We start from the raw sequence: 19,484 nt of genomic DNA on the forward strand, positions 1-19,484 counted from the left end.
CTCCGGGAATTCTTCCACTGGACTGCACTTAGACAGAACATCCTTACCGCTTCTTTACCGAGACCGGGTCAAGTTGGGTCAGTTGAGTCGAATTGGAGAAACCGGATGGACATCAGCAGCCCCGTCGGCCCACCGCATCCCACGGTCGGCACAAACACCGCCGCCTTGCGCGAGGCGACCGTCGCACTTGAGGCGACCTTTCTAAACGAAATGCTCAAGGCAGCCAGGTTTGGCGAACCGCGCAGTGCCTTCGGCGGCGGCGAGGGCGAGGCGCAGTTCAGTTCGTTTCTCCGGCAGGAGCACGCGCGCGCGTTGGCCGAGAATGGAGGCATCGGGCTGGCCGAATCCATCTTCAATGTCATGAAGGACAGAATCAATGACTGATACACCGCACAAACACGACGTGATCCTCGCGGCGCTGAACGCGTTGCTCGACCAGGAACGCCAGGCTCTGCTCGACGGCAACCTCGAGGCCATCGGTCCGATGCTCGAACAAAAAACAGCACTGATTTCGGGCCTTGATGACGCAACCCCGGACGAGGCCGAAAACATCCGGCCCCTTCAACTGAAGCTGCGTCGCAACCAGGAACTTTTTGATCAGGCTCTGGCAGGGATTCGCAATGTTGCGAACCGGCTGGGCGACATGCGTCAGGTGCGCCGGTCCATGGATGTCTATGATGCCAAGGGCAATCGCGCTTCTATCGGAGGAGACGGTGCGGGCAGTTTCGAAAAGCGGGCGTGATGGGATTTGACTCAAAACCTGCGCAATTCACCCGGGACACTTAGCGCCGCATTAGGATTCGAGGCGCATGTTGTGCCTTGCATCCAACACGGATGACGCAGCGGGCGGGACGCCCGGTCTGCCTTCGTCAGAAAGACGTTCAGGACGCCGTTTCCGGCAAACTCAAAATAGCGGTGCAAAGCGCCGCATGACTGTAAGGACGAAATATCCATGTCTAGCATCCTGACGAACAATGGCGCCATGGTGGCGCTGCAGACCCTCAAGTCCATCAACTCCAACCTCGAAAGCACGCAGGGCGAGATCTCGACCGGTAAATCCGTGTCGACCGCAAAAGACAACGCCGCCGTCTGGGCAATTGCCAAGACCATGGAAGCAGACGTGAAAGGCTTTGCGGGCATTTCCGACAGCCTCAGCCTCGGCCAGTCGACCGTTTCGGTTGCACGTTCCGCTGCTGAAACGGTTACCGAGCTTCTGACCGACATCAAGGGCAAGGTGGTCGCGGCCCAGGAAGAAAACGTCGATCGCGCCAAGATCCAGACAGACATCGACGCGCTGCGCGACCAGATCGGTGCCGTTGTCGGCGCTGCTCAGTTCAACGGCCTTAACCTGCTGTCGAACACCGATAAAACTGCGGGTTCGGGCCAAATCAATGTTCTTGCTTCGCTTGACCGGTCGTCGTCGGGCGTCACTGCAAGCGATATCCAGGTTGCAAAGCAAGATCTTGGAACCGGCGCAGGTTCGATCAACGTCGCGGCCGCCTCCTACACTGCGGCAGCCTCGGACGAACTGAGCGGTGCCGCCAACACCGGAGCGGTTGCTCTGGCCAACGCTGCAACGCCGGCGACCACCACAGCAACTGTTGGTCAAACGTCGAACAGCGGCACAACTGCCGTGGCCGCCGGAACGGGTTTCACTGTTACGATCAGCGCAGGCGGTGGCACATTCGCCACAGGCTTCGATACCACTACAACCGCCGGCAACCAAGAAATCGCATATGTTGCTCGTGACGGCGACACCGAGGCCGACGTGGCAAAGGGCCTGGTTGATGCATTTAACGCCTATGTCAGCGGAAACGACATAGCAGTCGCAACCGGTGTTTCGGCGTCGATCAATGCCACCAATGCGAATCAGATCGACATTTCCGGCGGTGATACGTCCGAGGGTGCCGGGACATTCTCAGTTCAGTTCGCGAGCACCGCTGTTACAGACACCACGATCGGCGGACGCCTCGAAGCGCTCGGCGATGTCGATGTGACCACGCAGGCTGGCGCAGACGCAGCGCTCGAGGCAATCGAAGGCCTTCTCCAGACTGCCGTCGACTCGGCCGCAGCCTTCGGTTCGGTTCAGGGTCGGATCGAAACGCAGTCCGACTTCATCTCGAGCCTCACCGACTCGCTGAAATCCGGGATCGGTACCCTTGTCGATGCCGATATGGAAGAAGCGTCCGCTCGCCTTCAGGCTCTTCAGGTCCAGCAGCAGCTGGGTGTTCAGGCGCTGTCGATCGCCAACCAGGCGCCGCAGTCGCTTCTGTCGCTGTTCCGTTAAGACAGATCCTCGAAGGCCGGCACGTCCGGCCTTCGAGCCCTTCTATCCTAGAAATCATAGAAACAGAGTCAGAAGGTTCTGCCGTGAACGCCCAGACAATGGCGCAACGCGCCTACGCAGAGAATGCCCTAAGCACACGCACCGATCGCTCGATCGAATACGAACTGTTCGCACGCGTGACACACCGTATCAAGGCGGCAGCCGAAGCCGGGCCAAGAGCCTTTCCCCGGCTCGTCGAAGCTCTTCATGAGAATAGGAAACTCTGGACCGCTTTGGCTGTCGATGTTGTCGACGCCGAGAACAAGCTTCCTTCCGAACTTCGCGCCCAGATCTTTTACCTTGCGGAATTTACCCAGGTTCACACAGGTAAAGTGCTTGCCAAAAAGGCAAGGATCGCACCCCTGCTTGAAATCAACGCTGCCATCATGCGCGGCCTCAGTGGCAGAGGAGCGAAGAAATGAGCGGTCTTGTTCTAAAACTCGGCCCCCGCGAACGAGTGCTTATCAACGGCGCGGTCATCGAAAACGGAGACCGTCGCAGTCGATTGTCGATCGTCACTCCCAATGCCAACATACTTCGGTTGCGGGATGCGATTCATCCTGATGAGGCGCGTACTCCTGTAAGGCGCCTTTGTTATACGGTTCAGCTCGTGCTGACCGGCGACGCCGAAGCGCCTAGGGCCAAGAACCAGCTTCTGCGAAGCATTGAAGAATTGAGCCGCATCCTGACGGATCCGGATAGCCGTAAGCTGCTGACAACCGCCACGGATGCATTGCTCGAAGAACAGTTCTATCAGTGTCTCAAAGCGCTCCGCGCGCTTATCCCGCGAGAGGATCGGCTTCTCGCCGCGACAAGGCAATGACTTTTTCCCCAATGATCGCCGGCGCTGGCCTGGTTGGCTGGCAAATGCTGCAGTCCACTATGCAATCTCAGCGTTCGACCTTTGATCAGAGCGCTGAGATCGCGAGGGAAACGACCTACTTTAAGGAGAAAATTGGAACTATATCCTCCGCAGAGGAGTTGGTAGATGACCGCCGTCTTCTCAGCGTTGCGTTGGCAGCCTTTGGCATGTCGGATGAGATCGACAGCAAGTATCTTATCCAGCGTATCATCGAAGAAGGCGCTGACGACAACAATTCCATCGCAAACAAACTTGGCGATAGCCGATACATTACTCTCGCTCAAGCTTTCGATTTCCAGGAAATTACGAACTACAAAACCGAAGAGGCTGGGTTTGGCGATCCAATTTTCGCTGCGTATGAAGAGCGGATGATGGTTGAGCTTGAAGAAACGCTTGCGTCGCCTGAATACGCCAATGACCCCGTCTCATCGGTGCTTTTTCGATTGCAAGTCGAGAGTAATATTTCAGAACAGCGCGACCATTTTTTGACCAATATCGCAACCGTCAAATCGGTAGAGGACTTACTTGATAATTATGATCTGAAATCAGTTGTGCTCAAGGCGTTCGATCTTGAAGATCGTGCCAACAGCACAACTCTATTGAAACGAGTTCTGTCAGAAAATCCGGCTAAAACCGGAGCTCTGTCTACGGTGCTGGGCGACCCAAACATGGTCGCCCTTGCCGAGACTTTTGCATTCTACGATGTTGAGACGAAGACAGTTCTTGAAACTGAGAACTTCGCCGAAAATATTGTTAATGAGTATAAGTGGCAGCAGTTCAAATCGGCTGTAGATGAGGTGGATAGCTCAATCGGGGCAGCATTGCAGTTTCAGAAATCCATACCTGATCTTTCCTCAAGCGGCATCAGCGAGAATGCCAAATGGTATAGCGTCCTTGGCAGCACGGTCATGAGGGAGGTTTTTGAAACGGCGCTCGGGCTTCCATCTGGATTCAGCCAGATAGACATAGACAAACAGCTCGAAATAATCAAAGAGAAGGCCGATCAACGCTTCGGCATTTCGACGTTCAGTGACCTTGAAAACGAAAACTCCATGAACAAAATTATACACGGCTACCTGCTGCAGGACCAGTTGGCGCAGGGAAGCGCATTTGGATCGCAACACATTGCCATGACCCTACTAAGCACAATCAGGTACGATAACTGATCCATCGGGCTTACGATCGGTGTTGCTGCTCTGTCTGCGAGCGTGGTTGTGGCACCCCTGTGACGAACTTGTCCCATAAGGCTTTCCCCCAATCCCGCCAAAGGATCACAGCGCCAAACTGTGGGATCAAACACCTGATTTCTTTGAGTGCGCAGGCTATTCAAACACCCGGCGCAAACGTCACGATGGTGCCGGTGGCGTGGGAAAATCATGGGCCGCCGGCTTTTCCCACGCCCTGTCAGCTGATGTCGCCCGAATGCGCTTCGAGCTTCACGGCCAACCGGTCGGCGACATCGGTCAATGCGCCAAGAAACTGATCCCGCGCCTCTTCGGGGCTCATGGTGTGGCGCAGATAGATGATGTTCATGGCACCATACACCCGTGATCGGCTGCGGATCGGAACACCGATACTGAAGAACTGGGACTCATAGTATTCGCGCGAATAGCTTTCATCCATGGTCGCATAGCCCTGCGCCCGTACCGTTTCGAGCAGTTCCTTCAGCGCATCCGGCGCACGCGAGAGGGCAAATTCCGGGGCCGGATTCTCCCGCGCGCGCTGTAGGAAAGCCTGCCGTTCCGCGTCCGGGCAAAAGGCAAGGTAGGCCCGGCCAAGGCTGGTATAGAGCATCGGTGCTCGGTATCCGGGCTTGCGGAAAAACCGCATCGGTTCGGTCTCGCGGGATGTCTCGATGACCAGCATTGCCTCTTCGTCGAAGATCGACACATCCGAGGGCCAGCCGATGCTTTGACGAAACTGTGCCAGATCCTCCGACACGATCGCACCGATGGTTTGATGCCGGTTGTAGCCGACGCTGAGTTGCAAGGTCTTGCCGGTCACGCGGTAGGTCTGGCTTTTGGTGTCGCGGACGACATATCCGGCATGGTTCAGCGTGTGCAGCATCCGCACGATGGTGGCCTTGTCCAGCGCGGTCAGCCTGTGAATTTTGCCCACGGTGGCATCTCCGTTTGTCTTGCTGACCGCAGCCAGAACGTCGAGCACCCGCAGGGCTGCGATCACTGGTTTGTAGGCCATCTCGGCTATCCCCTTCGCTGTCGTTTTCCTGACCGGCACCTGTGCAGGTCGTGAACAGTCCCAAAAGTGCTGTTTGGCATCTGAATGGTGAACGTTACCAGCATCAAACAACAGATCACACCGTCAAACGCGAGGGGACGCGACCCCGGCACGACAGCCATGCGATCAAAGACAATTCCGCTGAAAATGCGGAGTGGTGCGTTCAGCCGTTGGTGAACCTGCGTGATCGTGGATGCGCGTACGCAACTGATCCTCCTCTCCCGAGTGCTCTGGCCAGCGCCGCAACCGCATGCCGGAACTTGGGTGTATCCAGCGAAAGTACGGCGTCGACTTGCGCCCCTGTGATGAGCCGGTTTGCCAATCTGGCGCACGGCGCACTGAATGGGTTGCATCCTGGATTGCATGTGGTAGCACAAAATGAAGTGGTATTTTGCAGAGTGAAATGATGTGGCAAGAGGAAACGGGGGCACACATGTCTGAAACAGGGCTGAGGGCGCGGTATGGATGATTCCACCTATTCCATGGTCATCGAGTCGGCGGAAAAGCTCTTCTCCGACCGGGGCGGCAAGGATTTCGACCCCGCGCTCTGGGCGGCGGTTGAAGAGGCGGGCTTCCCGTTGGCGCTGCTGAGCGAGGATCGGGGCGGGTACGGCTTTTGCGCCCGCGAGGCCTTTGCGCCGGTGCGGGTAGCGGCCGCTCATGGGGTGGCCTTGCCGTTGGGTGAAACGCTGGTGGCGAACTGGGCGCTGGGCGAGGCCGGTCTGGATCCGGCCGAGGGACCGGCGGCGCTTGCCTGGGAGGGCAAGGCGGCGGTTCCGTACGGTCGTTTCCTGAAGACGGTTGTACTGCTTCGCGAAACAGAAGCGGGGCTGGCGGTGTTCGTCCTGCACCCTCGCGGTGACGACTGGCGAACCGCACGCAATTACGCGGGCGAGGCGCGCGATGTTCTGACCCTGGCCGCGCCGGCGCAGCCGGACGCCCACATCGCATGCGCACCGGTCGTTTTGCGCGCCACGTTGGCGATGCTGAGGGCGGTTCAGATCGCGGGCGCGACAGATGCTGTCGCGGCCATGTGCATGAGCTACTGCAACGAGCGCGAACAATTCGGTCGGCCGCTGTCCAGGCTTCAAGCAATCCAGCACCAGTTGGCCGTTCTTGCGACACAGGGCTGTGCGGCCACAGTCGCCGCCGACATGGCCGTGGCAGCGTTCGATACGGCCCTGGCACAGGCGGACCCTTTCGTGCTGACGGCGGCGGCGGCCAAGGTGCGCGCGGCAGAGGCCGCAACGACGGTTTCGTCGATCGCGCATCAGGTTCACGGCGCCATCGGGTTCAGCGAGGAGTATCCGCTGCATCGGCTGACCTGCCGTCTGTGGTCCTGGCGCGACGAAGACGGCAGCGAGGCGCAATGGGCCAGGCATTTGGCAGACTGGGCAGAGTCGCTGCAGAGCGGCGGGCAATTGTGGCCTGCGCTGACCGCCTGCGATCTGAGGGAGGCGACGTAGATGACACTTCCGACTTTTCCGCTTGAGACGACGAGCACCGCACAGGTCGCGCTGAGGGCCGAGGTGCGGGCGTTTCTGTCCGATGCGCTTGTTGATCTTCCAGCCCGTGAACGCGCCCGCAGCTGGGTCGGATTCGACGCGGACTTCAGCGCGGAGCTGGGCAAGCGCGGTTGGCTGGGCATGACCTTGCCCAAGGCTTATGGCGGTCACGGCCGCGATGCGGTGGACCGACACATCGTTGTCGAGGAACTGCTCGCGGCGGGGGCGCCTGTCGCGGCCCACTGGATCGCGGATCGCCAGAGCGCACCGCTTATTCTGCGCCACGGCACCGAAGACCAGCGCCGGACCATTCTGCCGCGCATCGCCGCGGGTACCTGCTTTTTCGGCATCGGCATGAGCGAGGCCAGCAGCGGATCGGACCTCGCCTCGGTTCGGACCAAAGCCGAAAGAACAGCCGATGGCTTTGTCCTGAACGGCACCAAGCTGTGGACGACCTACGGCCACAAGGCGCACTACATGATCGTCTTCTGCCGCACCGGTAAATCCGAGGACCGGCATGGCGGGTTCAGCCAGGTTCTGGTGGACATGAGCCTGCCCGGCATCACCGTCAGTCCGGTTCTCGATATTGCCGGTGAACATCATTTCAACGAGGTCTCGTTCGACAATGTCGTCCTGCCGCCCGATGCGCTGCTTGGCGAAGAAGGCGGCGGCTGGGCGCAGGTCATGTCGGAACTGGCTTTCGAACGCAGCGGTCCTGATCGGTTCCTGTCGTCCTACGTGCTGGTGGAGGACTTGCTGCGCTGCCTCAAACGCGCATCGGCAGGCGGCGAAACCACCGACCTGGGTCGCATGATCGCCCGGCTGATGGTGCTGCGCCAGATGTCGCTATCGGTCGCCGGACGGCTGGCGCGCGGGGAACAACCGGTTCTCGCCGCCGCCATCGTCAAGGATCTGGGTGCATTGTTTGAACAGGACGTGCCGGAAATTGCCCGCCGTGTGCTGCGCGACGACGCGGCAGACGCGGAATATGCGGCGGTGTTTCAACGCATCCTGCTGGCCGCTCCCAGCTTTTCACTTCGAGGAGGAACCCGCGAGATCCTGCGCGGCATCATTGCCCGCGGCCTTGGTCTGCGGTGAAAGAAAGAACAGAGAACATGACACTCGTAACCACAGAACGCGACGATGCAGGTATCGTGACGATGACGCTCAACGCGCCGGATACGCGCAACGCGATTTCCGACCTGCCGATGATCGAGGCAATCCTCGCGGCACTCACCAAAACGCAGGCCGACCCGGAAGCGCGGGTGATCGTGCTGACCGGGGCCGGTCCGGCCTTTTCGTCGGGCGGCAACATCAAGTCGATGTCGCCGGGGCAAGGGCTGGTGGACGCGGTGCCGGCGATCACGCGCCGCAACTATCGCGCGGGAATCCAGCGTCTGCCGCTGGCCTTCGAGGATTGTGATCTGCCGATCGTTGCAGCCGTCAACGGCCCAGCGGTCGGCGCGGGCTGTGATCTGGCGCTGATGTGCGATCTGCGCATCGCCGGGGCTTCCGCCAGGTTTGCCGAAAGTTTCGTGCGCATCGGCATCGTTCCGGGCGACGGCGGTGCCTGGCTGCTGCCGCGCGTGGTGGGCTTTGCCCGCGCTTCGGAAATGGCCCTGACCGGCGACATGATCGACGCCGAAACCGCCCGGGACTACGGGCTGGTCAGCCAGGTCGTGCCGGATGAGCAACTGATGGACGCGGCCCGCGCCCTTGCCGGGCGGATCGCGGCCAATCCGCGCCATGCGGTACGCATGACCCGCCGTCTGCTGCGGCAGGCGTACAACCGGGATCTCTCGGTTACGCTGGAATTGTCTTCGGCGATGCAGGCTCTTGCGCATGAAACCGAGGATTACGCGTCATCGCTCGCGTCGATGCGCGCGCGGCTGGAGGCGTCGAAGTCATGACCGGGGCGCTGGATGGAATTCGCGTGCTCGATCTGTCGCGGGTGCTGGCCGGGCCATGGGCCACGCAAATCCTGGGCGATCTGGGAGCAGAGGTCATCAAGGTCGAACGTCCCGGAAAGGGCGACGACACGCGCGGCTGGGGGCCCCCTTCGACCGAAATCGAGGGGCAGAGCTTTTCGGCCTATTACCTGGTCTGCAACCGCAACAAGCAGTCGATCGCCATCGACATATCCAACCCCGAAGGCGCGGCGCTTGTGCGGCAGCTCGCCGCCGAGTCCGATGTGCTGGTCGAGAATTTCAAGACCGGCGGACTGGCGCGCTATGGGCTTGATTACGACAGTCTGCGCGCGGTCAACCCGCGGCTGGTCTATTGCTCCGTCACCGGATTCGGGCAGACCGGGCCCTACGCGCAGCGCGGCGGCTACGACTTTCTCATCCAGGGGATGGGCGGGCTGATGAGCGTCACAGGCGAAACCGCCGCGGCACCTGTCAAGGTCGGTGTCCCGGTGATCGACCTGTTTACCGGGCTCTACGCGACCATCGCGATTCAGGCCGCGCTGCGCCATCGCGATCAGACGGGTGAGGGCCAGCATATCGACTGCGCGCTGCTGGACACCTCGGTCGCCATATTGGCCAATCAGGGCATGAACTGGTTGATCGGCGGCGTCACGCCCAGCCCGATGGGCAACGCTCATCCGAATGTCGTGCCGTACCGAACGTTCGCGGCGTCCGACGGCCACCTCATCGTTGCCGTGGGCAATGACGGGCAATTCGCCGCGCTGTGCCGGGTTCTGGGTCGCGAGGACCTCGGGGCCAACCCCGATTACCTGACCAACGAATGCCGCAATCGCAACCGCGCGACGCTGGAGCCGGAGCTTGAACGCGAAATCGCCGCCCGGACCAGTGCGGACCTGCTTGCCGCGATGGAGGCCGAAGGCGTGCCCGGCGGGCCGATCAATCGCGTGAACGAGGTGTTCGCCGACCCGCAGGTACAGGCGCGCGGCATGGTCGCGCCGGTCGCGATGGGGGGAGCGGAAACGCCCCAGATCCGCTTTCCCCCGGTCCTGTCAAAGGCGCCCGCCACAATCCGGCGCGCGCCCCCCGCGCTTGGTGCCGACGGCGTAGAGGTATTGCAGGGCATGGGGCTGAGCGACGCCGAGATGCGGCGCCTTGCCAAGGCGGGGGCAGTACATCTGCCCGCGGCCAAGTAACCAAAGGAGAACGCTATGACCCAACCCACTCTGATCCTGAACGGAGAGGCCCGCAGCACGGGATCTTTGGGCACCTTGCCATTGATCGATCCGGCGACCGAAATGGAAATCTGCCTGCTTCCCAAGGCAGGCCGCGCGGAGGCGGAAGAGGCCGCGCGACTGGCCGCCGAAGGGTTTGCCGAATGGTCCGTCGTTTCTCCGTTCGAGCGGGGAAAGATCCTGCGCGCCGCCGCCGCGATCATGCGCGATCAGGCCGACGAAGCCGCCGCCGATATGACGCGCGAACAGGGCAAGCCGCTGGTGCAGGCCCGTGGGGAATGGATGGGTTCGGCTGATTGTCTGGACTGGTTCGCCGAAGAGGGCCGCCGCACCTATGGCCGCCTGATCCCGTCGCGTTCGCCGGATATGACATGGGCTGTCCATCAGCGACCCGTGGGGCCGGTTGCGGCCTTTACCCCGTGGAACTTTCCTGCGTGGACGCCGATACAAAAAATCGCCCCGGCGCTGGCTGCGGGCTGTTCGGTGGTTTTCAAACCGGCCGAGGAAACCCCGATCACCGGCTGGCGCATCGTGCGCGCCCTGCTGGACGCCGGGTTGCCGCCCAAGGCGCTTGCGCTGCTCTGGGGCGACCCGGCCGAGATTTCCGACACGCTCGTCAAGGCCGCCGAGATTCGCAAGATATCCCTTACCGGATCGACCCGCGTTGGTCGGCTGCTGGGCGCGGCAGCGGGCCAGGAACTCAAGAAGGTCACCATGGAACTGGGCGGTCACGCGCCGGTCATCGTCGCGCGCGACGCCGATCTGTCCAAGGTGGTGCCGCTTGCCGCGGAATGGAAATTCCGCAACGCCGGGCAGGTCTGTGTTTCGCCCACGCGCTTTCTGGTCGAGGCGCCGCTTTACGACGATTTCGTTTCTGGCATGGCCTCGGCCGCGGAAAAGATCACTGTGGGCAACGGAACGGATCCGGCCACCACAATGGGGCCGCTGGCAACCGCGACACAATTCGCCAAAATTCAAGAGCTTGCTGGCGATGCGATCGACAAGGGCGCGCGGGTCGTCGCGGGCGGCGGGCGAATCGGCAATCGAGGCTGGTTTTTTGCCCCCACTGTTCTGGCGGATATGACGACAGAGATGCGCGCCATGACCGAAGAGCCATTTGGTCCGCTGGCCCTGGTGACAAAGGTCGACGATCTCGACGCCGCGTTGGCCGAGGCAAACCGGATACCGGTCGGGCTCGCCTCCTATGCGTTTACGGGCGATTCAGGCACGCGGCATCGCATCGCCTCCACCATCAAGGCAGGGATGCTGGGCATCAATCATTTCGCCATGGCGATGCCAGAGACACCGTTTGGCGGTGTTCTCGACAGCGGATTGGGATCGGAAGGGGGCATCGAAGGGATCCATGCCTATCTTACACCGTTCCTTGTCACCGCGCTGAACCAGTCATGAGCGATGACTTCAGGCCTGTCGCGGGCGATACTGCGGGCGTGAAACGGAACATCGCTCTTTCCCGCGTCGCCCGGCTGAATGAGACGGTGCGCCGCACCCTGGGCGACCTGGCCGGAAATGGCCTGGCCAGCCCATCAGGCTCGACCGGATCGAGGGTGCCGAAACGGGTGCTGGCAACCGCTGTTGGATCGTCACGAGGTCGGCCTGAAATCCTTGGGTATGGCGGAGTTTTACCTTGATTATGGTCTATGCTGATGTACCGTATGTCCAAAATGTTGACGAAATATGTAAGAGTTGTGAACAAACGAGAGCCTGGGGAGGAGATTGTCCATGAAAGCCGCCGTTTTGCGCGCTTACCGCGCGCCGTTGAGCATCGAGAATATTGACCTGCTACCGCCGCAATCCGGCGAGATCCGCGTGCGCTTTGCCGCCAGCGGTGTCTGCCACAGCGACATGACCCGCATTGAAGGCGCGCGCGCGTCTGCTCTGCCGATCGTTCTGGGCCACGAGGCCTCTGCCTATGTCGAGGAACTGGGGCCGGGCGTTACCGGCTTCGACATCGGCGACCGCGTCGTGCTGTCGTTCATCTACGATTGCGGACAATGCTATTTCTGCCGCTCGGGGCACCCAAACCTCTGTGAGGTGGGGATCGGGATGCTGCGGAACGGCACCATGCCCGACGGGACGACCCGTCTGCGCAAGGGCGATGAGGTGCTTCACCATATGACCGTCTCGTCCTTCGCGGAAGAGGCGGTGCTGCCCGCGCGTTGCGCCACCAAGATCCCTGACGACATGGCGATGGACGTGGCGGCACTGATCGGATGCGCCGTGCTGACCGGCACGGGCGCGGTGTTCAACGCGGCATCGGTGTCACCGGGGGATTCCGTGCTTGTCATAGGTTCGGGCGGGGTGGGACTGAACGTCGTTCAGGCGGCGGCCATCGCCGGGGCGTCGATCATCATCGTGTCTGACATGAGCCCGGAAAAGCTCAAACTGGCGCGGTCTTTCGGTGCCACGCATCTGGTGGACGCGCGCAGCGAGGATCCGGTCGCGAAGGCAAAGGAACTGACACAGGGGCGTGGCGTCGATTTCGCCTTCGAGGCGATCGGAAACAAAGTGACGATCCAGCAGTGCTATGACGCCATCCGGTCAGCCGGCAAGGCTATTGTGGTCGGTGTTGCAGAGGCAGGAAACTGCTGCGAGATTGAGGCGCTGTCCCTGCCTTTTACCGAGAAGACGCTGACCGGATCAATGTATGGCGGCGCACGTCCGGGACTAGATATAGAGCGTCTGATAGACCTCTACAGTTCCAAGCGATTGCATCTGGACGAGTTGATCAGCCAAACCTATCGGCTGGACCAGATCAACGAGGCGTTTCACGATCTGCACGAGGGACGTCTTGCACGCGGGCTGATCCGTTATGAATGATCTGAGCCTTCGCGAGGAGGCCGGTTTCGTCGGCGTTGTACGACGGATCGAAGCCACCCTGAACACGGTCTTGAAGGGCATCGCCGTCACGCTCATGTGGATCAGCGCCTCGTTGGCCTTTATCAGCGTCGTACTGCGCTATCTCTTCGGGTCGTCCTATGGCATCGTTGAGGAGCTATGTCGCTTCTCGATAGTCTATGCGGTTCTGCTGTATTTCGGACCGCTGATCACCCGCAACGCGCACCTGGCCATGACAATCGTGACTGACCTCATGCCAGCATGGTTTCACCGCTACTTCGATCTCGTCATGACCGTACTTCTTGCCCTGCTTCTGGCGGTCCTGCTGCGTGCGGCATGGGGTTGGGAGGCCGGGCTGTACGCCATGAACCTGGACACGATGTCAGGCGAGTTGAAGGCATGGATTCCGTCTGCGGCCTTGCCCGTCGGAATCGCGCTTGCGCTGCTCTACACGGTGTTTCGCATGATCTACCGCATCGCGGGCGCGCCGCTGAATGCAAACGAGGTGTCTGAATGACTTTGCTGGGCATCGCGTCTTTCTTCATTCTGATGATCATTGGCGCGCCGATCTGGGCAGCGATGCTGACCTCGGGTGGAATCATTCTGGTGTTCGGCCTCGGCATGCCGGTGCAGGCGGCGGTCTCGCAGCTTTTTATTGCAATCGACAGTTGGCTGCTCCTTGCTGTGCCGTTCTTCCTTTTGGCGGGCAACCTGATGACGGACATGGGCCTTGCCGGCCGGCTGTTCCGCTTCATCGAAAATCTGCTGGGTCATCTGCGCGGCGGTCTTCCGGCCACAGGGGTCGTGACCTGTGCCATCTTCGGCGCGCTTTCCGGCTCTTCGACCGCGACAGTCGTGGCGGTGGGGTCGATGCTGCTGCCCTATATGATACGCGCCGGTTATGATCGCCAGGACGCGCTGGGCGTGATCGCCGTGTCGGGCACGCTGGGCCAGATGATCCCGCCCAGCATCTACATGATCCTCTTTGCCGCCATTGCGCAGATGGATGTATCGCGGCTGTTCCTCGCCGGTATGGTGCCGGGGCTGGTCATAACCGTCATGCTTGTGTTTACGGCGGTCGGTCTCAGTTGGTTTGGCGACCGGGAGCTTCCCAAACGGGCAAGCGGCGCCGACATCTGGCAGAGCTTCACCGCGGCTCTGCCCGCGCTCGCCATGCCCGCGATTGTCCTTGGCGGGATCTATGCGGGGATCTTCACCCCTACCGAGGCAGCCGCTGTGGCCGTCGCCTATGTTCTGCTGATGAGTGCCATTTTCGAGCGCAAGAACTTCACCGTGCGCCGCCTCATCCGCAGCGCCGAGGCAGCGGTGGTCACCACCACGATCATATTCGTGATCCTGGGTGGTGCGACAGTTTTCGCCAACTCGCTGACATTCGCCAACATTCCGCAGACCTTTACGGTCTTCATGACGTCGCTGCCGGTCAACGAGCATGTGACAATGGCGCTGATCCTGCTGATCTTCATTGTGCTCGGTACGGTCCTGGATCCGGTGCCGATCCTCTACATCACAATTCCGATCGTTTTTCCGGTGGTGCAGGCCATCGGCTATTCCACAACGCATTTTGCCGTGCTCACAATCACCTGCATGATGATCGCGCAGGTCACACCGCCGGTGGGAATGAGCCTCTTCGCACTCAGCGGTTACTTCAATGTTCCAATCAGCAAGGTGATACGCGGGGCCATGCCCTATTTCGCCGCGCTGCTCTTGGCACTCGCGCTGCTGTGGTGGCTGCCTTGGCTGTCCACCATCGCAGAGTAGAAACAGAACCAAAACCAGATCGACCAAGGGAGAGAGAAACCATGTTCAAACGATTCAGCAAGAAGACGGCCCACCTGTTGGCCGCGGGATGTCTGATGGCCGGAATGGCCACGACGGCACAGGCCGCCGAACTGCGGTTCGTGCACGCCTACCCAACGGCGTCGCAGCACCACAAGAACGTATTGTGGTTCACCGAACAGGTGAGCGAGAAAACCGATGGGGAAGTAACCTTCCGCATCTTTCCCTCCGCGCAGATCATGCCGATCAACCAGGAGCTTCCGGCAATCCTGTCGGGACAGGTGAGCATGACCTATTCCATCGCTCCGGTGGTGGCGAGCGTCGAACCGCTTTGGGGAATCTTCGATTTGCCCTTCCTTTTCGACATCAAGGTGGATGACACCAGCCTTGGCCGGAAATTTTTTGAAAGCGAAAAGGGCGGCGGGATCCTTGCCAAGGCGATGGAAAAGCGCGGCTTCAAGCTGATCTCGATCGCGCCCACCGACTATCCCAGCTCGTTCTATCTGACGGACTCGAACGCAATCGAGACCATGGACGATCTGAAAGGTCTCAAGATCAGGATCGCGGGTGGCCGGATCGGCCAGCTCGCGGGCGAGGCATATGGCTATTCCCCGATCGCCATCGCCGGGGCCGAGCTTGTGCCCGCGCTGTCGCAGGGCGTGGTGGACGGCGGGATTCTTCCGCCGCTTTATGCCTATGACAACAAGCTTCCGGTCAAGGGGCTGACGATTGCGCCTTTCGCCTGGGTAGGCCTGACACCGATCATCATGTCGCTGGCGGAATTCGAGGCCCTGACTGAGGATCAGCAGCAGGTCATGCTGGACACCGGCAAAGAGCTTGGCGCGCGGGCCCTCGCGATCGTGGAGGAGCGAACCGCCAAGGGCCTCAAGGCACTTGAAGACGAGGGCGCGACGGTTGTGATCCTCAGCGACGAGGACACACCTGCCTGGCAGGCCAAGGCCAAGCCGGTCTGGGATGCGTTCGTCGAGGAAAACGGCGAGGACGCCCGCATCATGCTGGAAGAGGCCATCGCGCTTCGGTCGGAATAAGACCCTTTGCTCGCGAACAAAAAAAACGCCACCGGGTTCCCCGGTGGCGTTTCTGTTTGTGCGTTCAGATTAGGGGTGGTGGCATCTCTGTCGCGTGGGTGAGCCGCCGGGTAAAGACAAATGGCGCGCCTGCCAGAAGAATGGCGAACGCGGCCACGACGAAGGCGGCGGAATAGTCGTTGGTCCACGCATAGAGCCGGCCCGAAAGCCAGGACCCGGTGGCTGCACCAAAGGACATCAGCATGAAGATCAGCCCGTAGATCGAACCGACGCGGCCCTGCGCAAAGATGCGGGCGTTGAGCGACGAAATCACCGGCCCGCGTGCGCCTTGACTTGCGCCAAAGCCCAGCACAAAGATCAGAACCAGAACACCGTGGGGCCAGATCGAAAAGGCAAACAGCGCCACAATGCCGATCAGCGTCCCGGCATAGGAAACCAGCGCGCTGCGCCGGATGCCGAATTTCTGACTGGCCCAGCCGGACAGAAGCACCCCAAAAATCGACAGCATCCCTGCAACCCCGAAGGCGAAAGCGGCGTCCAGCGCCGGATAGCCACGGTCGATCAGAAAAGCGATGGTCTGCACTGTCGTGAGATAGGCGGCCATTGCGGTAAAGAAAAACGCCTGCACCAGTAGCCAGAATTCCAGCGTTCCGACAGCGTTTCGAACGGTCCACTCCGGATCGGGCGATGTGCCGTTCGCCGGCTTCATCCGCGCGCGCGGATTGCCCTGGGCACCGCCGGCGATGATGCGCCAGGGCAGCAGCAGCAAGACAGGCAGCAGAGCCGCGACGCACCAAAAGAGGATCGTGTACGTTTCGCGCCAGCCGAAATGATCAATACTGGCCTGCGTCAGCGGCACGATGGCAAGCATTCCGGTTCCGACGCCGGCATAGGCGATGGCAATGGCAAGGCTCATGTTGCGGTCGAACCAGCGACCGATCAACGCCGCCGCCGGCACCATCCCCATCGCCGAGGATCCTGCGCCGCAAAGCACGCCAACCGAGATATGAAGCTGCCAGATCTCGGTGGCGCGCCCGGCGATGAACATGGCCGTGGCGATACAGATCGCTCCGGCGATATAGGTCACCTTCGGGCCCCAGTGGTCGATGATCATGCCGGTAAGCGGCGACATCAGGCCAAGCGTGATCAGGTAGACCGAATAGACCTGCGTCAGCGCGCCGTGGTGCCAGCCGAACTCGGCCTCGACGGGTTGCATGAATACCAGGAAGCTGTCGACGACGCCTCGGGCTACAAAGTTGCCTGAAAATCCCAGAAGCACCACCACAGCGGGGATGATGGCGGCCGAGACGCGGCGCGCGTTGAGGTCAGTCATTTAATTCCGTTCATATGTGGGGTCCCGCGGTCTTTGGTCATGGCACCGGCGTCCTGCAACGTGGCGCCCCGTTCGGGATGAATGCCCGACCCCGCCAGCCTTCCGCCCGCAGAACCGCGCGCCTGCGACCGCATAGGCCGGGGGACGGGCGCGGGCTTCAGGTGCCCGCCGATCTCAGCGTGGTTGCCCCGCGTGTCCCCGCCATAGCTTTCGATGTGCGGGCGGGCGGGCAGGTCATCAATGACGCTGCCCAAGTGGACGGGCCCCGCAAAGAGCACCGCCCCAGGCCGCAGCCCGGCCCGCGCCTCGTCCATCTGGCGACGCAGCAGTGTGCGCGGCTCTGGCGCGCCCCGGCCCGCAGCGATCCGGTCGCTGGGGCGCAGGACTGACGCAAACGATACGCCCTCCGCGCAAATCGACTGCATGGATCAGTATGACTTTGGCAGGTCAAGAACGCGCTCGGCGATATAGGAGAGCACAAGTTGCGGGCTGATCGGGGCGATCCGGGGAACCATGACCTCGCGCAGGTAGCGCTCCACATGGTATTCCTTGGCATAGCCGAACCCGCCATGCGTCATGACGGATTGTTGGCAAGCGTCAAAACCTGCCTCGCCCGCAAGGTATTTCGCGGCATTCGCTTCGGCGCCGCAAGGCTTGCCCGAGTCATAGAGTGTAGCCGCTTTCATAATCATGAGCCAGGCAGCTTCCAGCGCGCACCAGTTCTTTGCCAGAGGGTGCTGGATCGCCTGATTCTGGCCAATCTGCCGGTTGAACACGACCCGTTCCTGCGCGTATTGCGTGGCTTTCCTGAGCGCGCATATGCCCAGCCCCACCGCCTCGGCCGCGATCAGGATGCGTTCGGGGTTCATTCCTTGCAGGATGTATCCGAACCCTTCGCCCTCTTCGCCGATCAGATCCTCTTCGGGGATCTGGAAGTCTTCGAAGAACAGTTCGTTCGAATCGACGCATTTGCGGCCCATCTTGTCGATTTCGCGGACACGAATGCGGTCGCGATCAAAGGTTGTATAGAACAGCGAAAGCCCATGTGTGGGCTTCTTGACCTCTTCCAGCGGGGTGGTGCGGGCCAGAAGCAGCACGCGGTCCGCGACCTGGGCCGTCGAGATCCAGACCTTCTGGCCGGTGACGTGATAGGTATTGCCGCGCTTTTCCGCCCGCAGCTTCAACTGGGTGGTGTTCAGCCCGGTGTTGGGTTCGGTGACCGCGAAACACGCCTTTTCACGACCCTCGGCCATCGGCCGCATCATGCGTTCCTTTTGTTCATCGGTTCCGAAGATGTCGACCGGCTTCAGCCCGAAGATGTTGATATGGACCGCGGAAGCGCCCGACATGCCCGCACCGGATTCAGCGATGGTGCGCATCATGATCGCCGCTTCGGTGATACCCAGCCCGGCACCGCCCTGTTTTTCGGCGGTGCAAATGCCCAACCAGCCTGATTTGGCGAGCGCGTCGTAGAAATCCTGGGGAAAACCGCCTTCGCGGTCTTTCTTCAGCCAATAGGCATCGTCGAAATCTGCGCAGATGCGTGCAATCGCGTCACGAATTGCTTCCTGCTCGCTGCTCAGTTCAAAGTTCATTCCGTTTCCTTTCTCGGGTGTTCCCACCGTATGATCGTCAGGGGAGCGCCTGTGTTTACGCGGCTCTGGCGTCTGCGCAGTTGGGCGCCCAATTCAGATGAACCGCAACGCGGTTGGCCCGAAAGGCGCTGACCCAAGGCGATTCCCAAAGTTCGATTGCACCCGTCCCGGCACTGAAACCCCCGGAGGAACCCGACGGGATCACGGCCGCTGACCTTTTGGTTTCCTGGTCGTAGCAATCAACCCGCACGCCCGCCTCCGGGCGATTGTCTTGTTCCGAACCGCGGCGGCAGGTTCGTCCCCCGAGGCGCCGGGCTTTACAGGTTCGACCATGACGATATCACCTCTATCATGTGCAGTTGCGGCGTGCTGGAGGTTATGCAGATATAGATACAGAATATGCTTGTATATGTGCAATTGGCGATAATGGCTTCTGGGAGGCGAAAATTATCAGGCTGCAACATTCAGATGCACCATTTGTCTTGATATTTGACCATGCATCACGCGGGGCGCCCAGACGCTGAACCAATGGCACCGCTTGGCGGATCAATTCCTCAGCGCAAAATGCCTTGACCGTGGCCAACTTGCATCGAATGCTCTGTCCATGGATGGACTTCTTGTTCCTGCCTGTGGACATGCATGCCCTTGACCGGCCTGTGCCATTCACGGGCGTCCAGCGCGGAAAAGGGTCTAAAGCTACGCAACATTACAAGAAAAGGGTGTCGCCAACGGCGCAGGCGACTATTGGCATCGCGCATTTACC

The 19,484-nt window shown here is 60.8% G+C and carries 18 protein-coding genes; 15 read left to right on the forward strand and 3 right to left on the reverse strand.

What is annotated here, in order from left to right; all coding sequences use genetic code 11:
* Positions 1-105 precede the first annotated feature (105 nt).
* The 6 genes from ATI53_RS15305 to ATI53_RS15330 all read left to right on the forward strand — a co-directional run bounded on the left by ATI53_RS15305 (position 106) and on the right by ATI53_RS15330 (position 4,354).
* Entirely contained in the window at positions 106-384 is a 279-nt protein-coding gene (locus ATI53_RS15305; RefSeq protein WP_009503997.1) for a rod-binding protein, read from the forward strand.
* Positions 377-742, forward strand: coding sequence for a flagellar protein FlgN (locus tag ATI53_RS15310; RefSeq protein WP_009503996.1), 366 nt, complete (start codon positions 377-379; stop codon positions 740-742). The genes ATI53_RS15305 and ATI53_RS15310 overlap by 8 nt, the downstream gene beginning before the upstream one ends.
* Before the next feature lie 210 nt (positions 743-952).
* Positions 953-2,287, forward strand: a complete 1,335-nt coding sequence (locus ATI53_RS15315) for a flagellin N-terminal helical domain-containing protein (RefSeq protein ID WP_009503995.1) — start codon at positions 953-955, stop codon at positions 2,285-2,287.
* Between the two features lie 83 nt (positions 2,288-2,370).
* On the forward strand, positions 2,371-2,748 hold the full coding sequence (flaF, locus tag ATI53_RS15320; protein ID WP_170134592.1) for a flagellar biosynthesis regulator FlaF: 378 nt from the start codon (positions 2,371-2,373) through the stop codon (positions 2,746-2,748).
* Positions 2,745-3,149, forward strand: a complete 405-nt coding sequence (flbT, locus tag ATI53_RS15325; RefSeq protein ID WP_009503993.1) for a flagellar biosynthesis repressor FlbT — start codon at positions 2,745-2,747, stop codon at positions 3,147-3,149. The genes flaF and flbT overlap by 4 nt, the downstream gene beginning before the upstream one ends.
* Before the next feature lie 11 nt (positions 3,150-3,160).
* Complete coding sequence (locus tag ATI53_RS15330; RefSeq protein WP_111550770.1) at positions 3,161-4,354, forward strand: DUF1217 domain-containing protein; 1,194 nt, start codon at positions 3,161-3,163, stop codon at positions 4,352-4,354.
* A 238-nt stretch (positions 4,355-4,592) separates the two neighbouring features.
* On the opposite strand, the gene ATI53_RS15335 is transcribed toward ATI53_RS15330, so the two are convergent.
* Positions 4,593-5,387: an IclR family transcriptional regulator domain-containing protein gene (locus ATI53_RS15335; protein ID WP_009503991.1), complete on the reverse strand. Its 795-nt coding sequence runs from the start codon at positions 5,385-5,387 to the stop codon at positions 4,593-4,595.
* Between the two features lie 500 nt (positions 5,388-5,887).
* On the opposite strand from ATI53_RS15335, the gene ATI53_RS15340 reads away from it, so the two are divergent.
* From ATI53_RS15340 to ATI53_RS15380, 9 genes are all read left to right on the forward strand, one after another.
* Complete coding sequence (locus tag ATI53_RS15340) at positions 5,888-6,892, forward strand: acyl-CoA dehydrogenase family protein (protein ID WP_111550771.1); 1,005 nt, start codon at positions 5,888-5,890, stop codon at positions 6,890-6,892.
* Complete coding sequence (locus ATI53_RS15345; protein WP_111550772.1) at positions 6,893-8,029, forward strand: acyl-CoA dehydrogenase family protein; 1,137 nt, start codon at positions 6,893-6,895, stop codon at positions 8,027-8,029. It abuts the gene before it with no gap.
* A 17-nt stretch (positions 8,030-8,046) separates the two neighbouring features.
* Positions 8,047-8,841, forward strand: a complete 795-nt coding sequence (locus ATI53_RS15350) for a crotonase/enoyl-CoA hydratase family protein (RefSeq protein ID WP_111550773.1) — start codon at positions 8,047-8,049, stop codon at positions 8,839-8,841.
* Positions 8,838-10,052 (forward strand): CaiB/BaiF CoA transferase family protein, encoded by a 1,215-nt coding sequence (locus ATI53_RS15355; RefSeq protein WP_009503987.1) that lies wholly within the window; start codon positions 8,838-8,840, stop codon positions 10,050-10,052. Before ATI53_RS15350 ends, ATI53_RS15355 begins: the two co-directional genes overlap by 4 nt.
* A 15-nt stretch (positions 10,053-10,067) precedes the next feature.
* The gene (locus ATI53_RS15360; protein WP_111550774.1) at positions 10,068-11,501 is read left to right on the forward strand and encodes an NAD-dependent succinate-semialdehyde dehydrogenase; all 1,434 of its coding nucleotides are present in this window, start codon (positions 10,068-10,070) and stop codon (positions 11,499-11,501) included.
* Between the two features lie 330 nt (positions 11,502-11,831).
* Positions 11,832-12,929 carry a Zn-dependent alcohol dehydrogenase gene (locus ATI53_RS15365; RefSeq protein WP_111550775.1) on the forward strand — a complete coding sequence of 366 codons (1,098 nt, stop codon included), beginning with the start codon at positions 11,832-11,834 and terminating at the stop codon, positions 12,927-12,929.
* Positions 12,922-13,464, forward strand: a complete 543-nt coding sequence (locus tag ATI53_RS15370; protein ID WP_009503984.1) for a TRAP transporter small permease — start codon at positions 12,922-12,924, stop codon at positions 13,462-13,464. The genes ATI53_RS15365 and ATI53_RS15370 overlap by 8 nt, the downstream gene beginning before the upstream one ends.
* Positions 13,461-14,726 (forward strand): TRAP transporter large permease, encoded by a 1,266-nt coding sequence (locus ATI53_RS15375; RefSeq protein ID WP_009503983.1) that lies wholly within the window; start codon positions 13,461-13,463, stop codon positions 14,724-14,726. The genes ATI53_RS15370 and ATI53_RS15375 overlap by 4 nt, the downstream gene beginning before the upstream one ends.
* 41 nt (positions 14,727-14,767) lie before the next feature.
* Positions 14,768-15,793, forward strand: coding sequence for a TRAP transporter substrate-binding protein (locus ATI53_RS15380; protein WP_009503982.1), 1,026 nt, complete (start codon positions 14,768-14,770; stop codon positions 15,791-15,793).
* A 64-nt stretch (positions 15,794-15,857) separates the two neighbouring features.
* Here ATI53_RS15380 and ATI53_RS15385 read toward each other — a convergent pair whose 3' ends face one another.
* Both ATI53_RS15385 and ATI53_RS15395 read right to left on the reverse strand, forming a co-directional pair.
* Positions 15,858-17,126: an MFS transporter gene (locus ATI53_RS15385; protein WP_009503981.1), complete on the reverse strand. Its 1,269-nt coding sequence runs from the start codon at positions 17,124-17,126 to the stop codon at positions 15,858-15,860.
* 428 nt (positions 17,127-17,554) lie between these two features.
* A complete protein-coding gene (locus ATI53_RS15395) occupies positions 17,555-18,721 on the reverse strand; it encodes an acyl-CoA dehydrogenase family protein (RefSeq protein WP_111550777.1) in 1,167 nt (388 codons plus the stop codon).
* Positions 18,722-19,484: the final 763 nt, after the last annotated feature.

Source organism: Salipiger aestuarii (genome assembly GCF_003259905.1).
Taxonomy (GTDB): domain Bacteria; phylum Pseudomonadota; class Alphaproteobacteria; order Rhodobacterales; family Rhodobacteraceae; genus Salipiger; species Salipiger aestuarii.

Excerpts from the sequence above, each read along its gene's own strand:
- ATI53_RS15365 (WP_111550775.1), top strand. The coding sequence starts at position 11,832 with ATGAAAGCCGCCGTTTTGCGCGCTTACCGCGCGCCGTTGAGCATCGAG.
- ATI53_RS15385 (WP_009503981.1), bottom strand. The coding sequence starts at position 17,126 with ATGACTGACCTCAACGCGCGCCGCGTCTCGGCCGCCATCATCCCCGCT.
- ATI53_RS15305 (WP_009503997.1), top strand. The coding sequence starts at position 106 with ATGGACATCAGCAGCCCCGTCGGCCCACCGCATCCCACGGTCGGCACA.
- ATI53_RS15395 (WP_111550777.1), bottom strand. The coding sequence starts at position 18,721 with ATGAACTTTGAACTGAGCAGCGAGCAGGAAGCAATTCGTGACGCGATT.
- ATI53_RS15315 (WP_009503995.1), top strand. The coding sequence starts at position 953 with ATGTCTAGCATCCTGACGAACAATGGCGCCATGGTGGCGCTGCAGACC.
- ATI53_RS15345 (WP_111550772.1), top strand. The coding sequence starts at position 6,893 with ATGACACTTCCGACTTTTCCGCTTGAGACGACGAGCACCGCACAGGTC.
- ATI53_RS15370 (WP_009503984.1), top strand. The coding sequence starts at position 12,922 with ATGAATGATCTGAGCCTTCGCGAGGAGGCCGGTTTCGTCGGCGTTGTA.
- ATI53_RS15335 (WP_009503991.1), bottom strand. The coding sequence starts at position 5,387 with ATGGCCTACAAACCAGTGATCGCAGCCCTGCGGGTGCTCGACGTTCTG.
- ATI53_RS15310 (WP_009503996.1), top strand. The coding sequence starts at position 377 with ATGACTGATACACCGCACAAACACGACGTGATCCTCGCGGCGCTGAAC.
- ATI53_RS15360 (WP_111550774.1), top strand. The coding sequence starts at position 10,068 with ATGACCCAACCCACTCTGATCCTGAACGGAGAGGCCCGCAGCACGGGA.
- ATI53_RS15350 (WP_111550773.1), top strand. The coding sequence starts at position 8,047 with ATGACACTCGTAACCACAGAACGCGACGATGCAGGTATCGTGACGATG.
- ATI53_RS15330 (WP_111550770.1), top strand. The coding sequence starts at position 3,161 with ATGATCGCCGGCGCTGGCCTGGTTGGCTGGCAAATGCTGCAGTCCACT.
- ATI53_RS15340 (WP_111550771.1), top strand. The coding sequence starts at position 5,888 with ATGGATGATTCCACCTATTCCATGGTCATCGAGTCGGCGGAAAAGCTC.
- ATI53_RS15375 (WP_009503983.1), top strand. The coding sequence starts at position 13,461 with ATGACTTTGCTGGGCATCGCGTCTTTCTTCATTCTGATGATCATTGGC.
- flbT (WP_009503993.1), top strand. The coding sequence starts at position 2,745 with ATGAGCGGTCTTGTTCTAAAACTCGGCCCCCGCGAACGAGTGCTTATC.
- ATI53_RS15355 (WP_009503987.1), top strand. The coding sequence starts at position 8,838 with ATGACCGGGGCGCTGGATGGAATTCGCGTGCTCGATCTGTCGCGGGTG.
- ATI53_RS15380 (WP_009503982.1), top strand. The coding sequence starts at position 14,768 with ATGTTCAAACGATTCAGCAAGAAGACGGCCCACCTGTTGGCCGCGGGA.